The organism is Archangium sp. (assembly GCF_036389735.1).
In the GTDB taxonomy this organism is placed as follows: domain Bacteria; phylum Myxococcota; class Myxococcia; order Myxococcales; family Myxococcaceae; genus Archangium.
In genome coordinates this window covers 1-5,440 of sequence record NZ_DASVWK010000167.1, presented here as the reverse complement: position 1 = coordinate 5,440, position 5,440 = coordinate 1, and the positions used below count along the sequence as shown (strand labels likewise).

The 5,440-nt window shown below is 66.8% G+C and carries 6 protein-coding genes; all 6 read left to right on the top strand.

Features of this window, described 5'->3' with window-relative positions:
* The coding region (locus VF794_RS06275) for an acyl-CoA dehydrogenase family protein (RefSeq protein ID WP_331108272.1) at positions 1-1,063 on the top strand (1,063 nt) is incomplete at its 5' end.
* 31 nt (positions 1,064-1,094) lie between these two features.
* Entirely contained in the window at positions 1,095-1,475 is a 381-nt protein-coding gene (locus tag VF794_RS06270; protein WP_331108271.1) for a DUSAM domain-containing protein, read from the top strand.
* Between the two features lie 109 nt (positions 1,476-1,584).
* Positions 1,585-2,457 (top strand): DUF2381 family protein, encoded by an 873-nt coding sequence (locus tag VF794_RS06265; RefSeq protein ID WP_331108270.1) that lies wholly within the window; start codon positions 1,585-1,587, stop codon positions 2,455-2,457.
* 11 nt (positions 2,458-2,468) lie between these two features.
* A complete protein-coding gene (locus VF794_RS06260) occupies positions 2,469-2,966 on the top strand; it encodes a hypothetical protein (protein WP_331108269.1) in 498 nt (165 codons plus the stop codon).
* Positions 2,967-3,146: 180 nt separating this feature from the next.
* Positions 3,147-4,607: a hypothetical protein gene (locus VF794_RS06255; protein ID WP_331108268.1), complete on the top strand. Its 1,461-nt coding sequence runs from the start codon at positions 3,147-3,149 to the stop codon at positions 4,605-4,607.
* A gap of 117 nt (positions 4,608-4,724) precedes the next feature.
* Positions 4,725-5,348, top strand: coding sequence for a hypothetical protein (locus tag VF794_RS06250; RefSeq protein ID WP_331108267.1), 624 nt, complete (start codon positions 4,725-4,727; stop codon positions 5,346-5,348).
* Positions 5,349-5,440 lie beyond the last annotated feature (92 nt).

The following is a 5,440-nucleotide window of genomic DNA, read 5'->3' as shown; positions in this document are numbered from 1 at the left end:
CGGCCAGCACTTCCGCGAGGGCACCTTCCCCGCGCACCTCGTGCCGCGCCTGGCGGAGCTGGGCGTGCTCGGCGCCAACCTCCAGGGGTATGGCTGCGCCGGGATGAACGCCGTCAGCCAGGGCCTCATCCTCCAGGAGCTGGAGCGGGGGGACTCGGGGCTGCGCTCGTTCGCGTCGGTGCAGGGCTCGCTGTGCATGTTCCCCATCCACGCCTACGGCAGCGAGGAGCAGAAGCAGCGCTTCCTGCCGGGCATGGCGCGCGGTGAAATCATCGGCTGCTTCGGCCTCACCGAGGCGGACTTCGGCTCCAACCCCGCCGGCATGCGCACCCGCGCCCGCCGCGACGGGGACTCCTGGGTGCTCAACGGCTCCAAGATGTGGATCACCAACGGCACCGTCGCCCACGTGGCGGTGGTGTGGGCCAAGACGGACGAGGGCGGCCCCGAGTCCATCCGCGGCTTCCTCGTGGAGAAGGGGATGCCCGGCTTCTCCGCCCGGGAGATTCCAGGGAAGTTCTCCCTGCGCGCCTCCACCACCAGCGAGCTGTCCTTCCAGGACGTGCGCGTGCCGGAGGCCAACGTCCTGCCCGGCGTCACCGGCCTGCGCGGGCCCCTGTCCTGTCTCAACACCGCGCGCATGACCATCGCCTTCGCCGTCACCGGCGCCGCCATCGCCTGCTTCGAGGGGGCTCGCGAGTACTCCCTCACGCGCGGTCAGTTCGACAAGCCCATCGCCGCCTACCAGCTCACCCAGGAGAAGCTGGCGGACATGCTTCAGGAGATCGTCAAGGCACAGCTGCTCTCCTTGCGACTGGCGCGTCTCAAGGACGAGGGCAAGGTGACGCCGGTGATGGTGAGCCTGGCCAAGCGCAACAACGTGAAGGCCGCGCTGGAGATCGCCCGGGTGGCCCGAGGCATCTACGGCGCCAACGGCGTCACCGATGCCTACCCGCCCATCCGGCACATGCTCAACCTGGAGAGCGTCTACACCTACGAGGGCACCCACGAGGTGCACACGCTGGTGCTCGGCAAGGCCATCACCGGCTACGACGCCTTCAGCTGAAGGTGCTGGCAAGCGACGAGGTGATGCTGGGATGGGTGAGCCCCACGATTGGGACAGGGTACTTGGGCTATATGCCGAACTTGAGCGGAACGAAGCAATAGAGGTAGACGCTGACATGCGCGACCTCTGCCGGCGAGTGGCGCGGGACGTAGCTATTCGCCCTGACGACGCGGAACGCGCATTGCTTACCCCGGCGGGAGCGGAAACTCTCGTGCGAGAGATGCGCCGCCGGATTTTCGAGGGAAGTCGGCGGCTATCCCGGGCTCTTGTTGATTCCGCTCGTCGCAAGAAAGCGGGTGATGTGGCTGGAGCGCGAACGGTGCTGGAGGGCGTGTTGACTGTCGAGGTCGTGCCCCTCTACCGAGAACAGGTCGAAATCGCGCTTGATTACGTGGACGACCCGGAGGACTAGGACGGCTGGAAGTCCCTACCTCCGCGCGGCATGTCCTGATAGGTTGTGCCGCGCCATGCGCAATTTACTACTTCGCCGGTCAACCCTGCTTCTGGTCCTCGTGGCCTCCGTGGCCGTGGCCAAGGTGCGCGAGCCCATCGAGCGGACCCTCATCCTCGCGGAACACCCGAGAGCCGAGGCGCACAACGTGTACGTCGGTGGTCGTGTCGCCACCGTCCTCCGCTTCGAGAAACCCTGTGACCCCGAGCGGACGAAGATGTTGGGTTGGGAAGGCCGCTTCGAGCCCTTGCTCTGTGGCGGCAGGTCGGTGGTGCTGTATCCCCTGCGCGACCTCACGCCAGAAGACCGCTTCATGCTGCTGGTGACGCTCACGGACGGGACGGAGATCCCCTTCACGGTGACCTCACATCAGCAGTCCTACGGTGACCGAGAGATCGACCAGCAGGTGAACGTGTTCGCGGACCGCGAGGGCTACGACGCGGTGCTCTCGTCCCTGTACCGCGCGCTCAAGAGCGAGCGGGAGCTGCGCGAGGAGAACGAGCGGTACCGCAAAGAGGAGGGCTCGGTTGACCATGCCTACGCCACGCTCCTGGCCAACGGAGCCTTGAAAAAGACACCCTTTCGTCCGAAGAAGACCATCGTCCTCAAGGACGGGGGCATGGTCATGACCATCAACCTTTTTTCAGGGAAAGGGAAAGCCGCGGTCGTGGTTCAGATCACCAACAAGAACTTCGACGAGCCCTGGAGATTCGGCGAGGCCCGGCTGTCTTCAGAAAGGACCTCCCCCACCGATAGGCCGTTCGCGCTTCGCATGAACCATGCCGAGATCGTCCCGGGTGCGTCGGGAACGCTCGCGGTGGTGGTGGACCAGAGCGCCTTTGCTTCTCAACAGGGCCTCGTTGATCTGACCCTGAAAATATTCCGGAAGGACGGGCTCCAACAGGTCTCCGTCTCCCTGGATCACCGTCTCGTTCGCGAGTAGGAGCGACTTTCATGCCCAGGACGAAGGCCCTCTTCCTCTTCTCCGCGCTCTTGCTGTGGATGTCTTCCGGCTGCACCCCGACCCTGGGGAACGTGAGGTTGCGTTCGGATGGCACTCCTGGCCCGGAGGCGTGCCCGGAAGAAACGCTGAAGGCGATGCGGTACATGAAGCTGCATGTTGGGGACGCCGCGCTGGTGGAACTCGACGCCAACCAGATGGGGGCGAGTCCCATCACGCTCTATGACGGGCCGGTTGAGAGTGTCTTGGAGCGGGACATCGGTAATCTCGACGGTCCCGCCCGCTTGTACGGACGGGTCTGGACGAGCGGTCCACAAGTCGTCATCCGGTACTACGAGGCCCATCTGTTGGACGGTGGCGAGAAGGTGCCCATCTGCGCGGTGGCCCGGCTTGGCAACGGCCAACTCAGGAAGCGGCCCGAGTCGAAGCCCGGGACCGCCATCCTCGACTTCTCCATCGCCTCCGTCTTCATCGTCGACTCGTTCCGGTGAGTGGGCGCCGCTCGCGTCCAACTCGTCCCGCAGACGAGGGTGAGGGCGTTTCACTCGTAGTCGACTACGATCAAAAGTGCCAGGGTTGAGGACGAGGTGTGATCCAACCCGTCGGATCCGCCCAGCGGCTTCCTACCCGGTGCCTTGACGGGCACGCACGCCGTTCTCTGTAGTGCGGCCATGTCCACGCAGCGCTCCTGGTGGGGGGGTTGGGTCCTCATCCTCCTCTTCCTCCACTCCGCATGCGCCACGGGCGGACCGAGGGGTTCCTCCCAACGTGTCACTCCCTCGCCGGATACCGACGTCACGGGGGCCGTGGTGTACGAGGTGGCGGTGCTGGAGCCGGGCCGCGTCTCCCCCCGGTCAGTGCCCATGGCCAAGGTCGAGTTCCAGAGCGCTGTCCAGCGACTCGCCCGGGACGTGCGGCTGGAGGGCACGCCCCAGGAGGCCGCCCGTGCGCTGTTGAAGGCGCACCCGGAGCTGGAAGGGGAGTGGCTGGCCGAGGTGTCCCGGGGCCGTGTCCTCACCCTGGTGCCCGTGGAGGACAGGGGCCCGCTGACCCCCGAGGCGGACGCCGCCCTGCGCGTCAGGTACCTGCGCTGGTGCGAGGGCCGGGGAGGAGGGGACTGCCTCGGCCTGTTCGAGGACGGGCCCTACCTGCGCACGGACGACCGCCGGACGCTGGCGCTCGCCCTGGCCTTTGGCTCCGTGCTGGACGAGACGCGCGAGGCCCTGGTGCGCGAGGTGCTCGACCCCCGGGCCCTGGTGGCCATGGTGGTGTGGACGGTGGCGCTGTACTGCGCGCTCTGGCTGGTGCCCGAGCCCACCACGAAGGCCGTGGCGGCGAGCCTCACCGTCATTCTGGTGGCCTGGCTGGGCGTGGACACGTTGTGGGGGCTGATGGAGGGGTGGGCGCGGATGGCGAACGCGGCCCACGAGGCCACCACCTTCGCGGAGCTGCGCGAGGCGGGCGAGCAGTATGCCCAGGTGCTGGGGACGGACGCGGCCCGGGCGATGATTCTCGCGGTGGCGACGCTCACGGGGCGCACGCTGGGCGAGGTGGCGGCGCGGGTGCGCTCCCTGCCGGGCTACGGCGTGGCGAGGGCCCGGTGGGAGGCGCAGGGTGGGGCCGCCATGCTGGGGCGTGTGGAGGGGCTGGAGACGGCGGTGGCGCGGGAGGGCGCGCTCGCCGTGGCGGTGGAGACGGTGGTGGCCTCGCCGCAGGGCCCGCTGGCGGTGGTGATGTTCAAGAAGGGGCAGGGGGGGTGGAGCGGGAGCGGGCTCTGGAGACGGCTCACCCACCACCGTTCTGCGCCACCGGGGCGGCAACCAACAGGTGCAGCTCGCCAACGGTCAACGCTGGCACCTGCCGCGCGGCACCTCGCTCCGGGACATCCCCGCGGAGGACAAGGTGGGGGACCAGCTCCAGGAATCCGTCACCCAGGCCGCGAAGCAATGGGGGCCCGACAAGCTCACCCGCAACGAGGAGCTAGCCATCGAAAGGGCCCTGAAACAGGGCGAATACTGGCTGGCGCGGTTGCTGGAGCGCGAGGCCCGGGGGCGCTACGTGCAGGAACGGGTGAAAGCTCAGTACAAGGAACTCTACGACTTCAGCCTGAACAAGGGTGTCGACGTCGTTGACCCAGGGACGGGCCGCCAGTACGAGATTCTCTCCGGGACAGCGTCCAATCTGGCGCGGCATGGCAGGCGCATGGCGGGCGAGTTCTTCCGGATGCTCACCTTCTGAAAGGACGGCGGATGCTCGCCAACAAGGTCTTTTACAAGGACAAGGAACTTGAGAACGAGCGGTTGGAACTGACGGACAAGGGCTCGCTCTACTTTCTCGGCTCCAACCTGACGTTGCGCAACTGCACGCTCGTCCTGAAGGTGTCCGCCAGGAATCTGTTCCTCGACGGTGTCCGGTTCATCGACTGTACCTTCGAGGTGAAGCAGGAGCTGAAGAACCACCAGCAATGGGTGTTTGCCTCGCTCAAGGGCTGCCGGTTCAAGGGGCGCCTGTCGGGGTGCGATTTCGGACGCTGGCCGGGCTATGCGGAGGGATGGGAGCACGGGTCCATCGAGGACTGCGACTTCTCCGAGGCCCGCCTCGACGGGTGCCGCTTCATGGGTTGTGACCCGTCAACCCTGCGCTTTCCCAAGTGGCCCTGCTTCACCTTCCTGGATCCCATCCGCCGAGCCCCCGAGCTCCGCGGCGTCAAATGGCCGGGCATCTTTGGGGACGTCGTCATCGAGAAGCTGCACAAGCAGCCCCCGTCCACCAGGGCCTTGACGTTGTTCGCTCCGGTCGAGGCCAGGCTCCTCGAGACCACTCCGGAAGCGCTCCAGGCCGTCATCGAGCGGTTCGACTGCATCGTCTCTTGACGCACTCCGGCAGGTGCTTCCGGGTCGTCCTCCCGACACCCCGGCCCCTTGGAAGTGGACTTCCGAGGTCTCCCCCGATAGATCGGCGGGAG

Bases quoted from the DNA above. Each gene is read 5' to 3' on its own strand.
- VF794_RS06270 (WP_331108271.1), top strand. From the start codon at position 1,095: ATGGGTGAGCCCCACGATTGGGACAGGGTACTTGGGCTATATGCCGAA.
- VF794_RS06260 (WP_331108269.1), top strand. From the start codon at position 2,469: ATGCCCAGGACGAAGGCCCTCTTCCTCTTCTCCGCGCTCTTGCTGTGG.
- VF794_RS06255 (WP_331108268.1), top strand. From the start codon at position 3,147: ATGTCCACGCAGCGCTCCTGGTGGGGGGGTTGGGTCCTCATCCTCCTC.
- VF794_RS06250 (WP_331108267.1), top strand. From the start codon at position 4,725: ATGCTCGCCAACAAGGTCTTTTACAAGGACAAGGAACTTGAGAACGAG.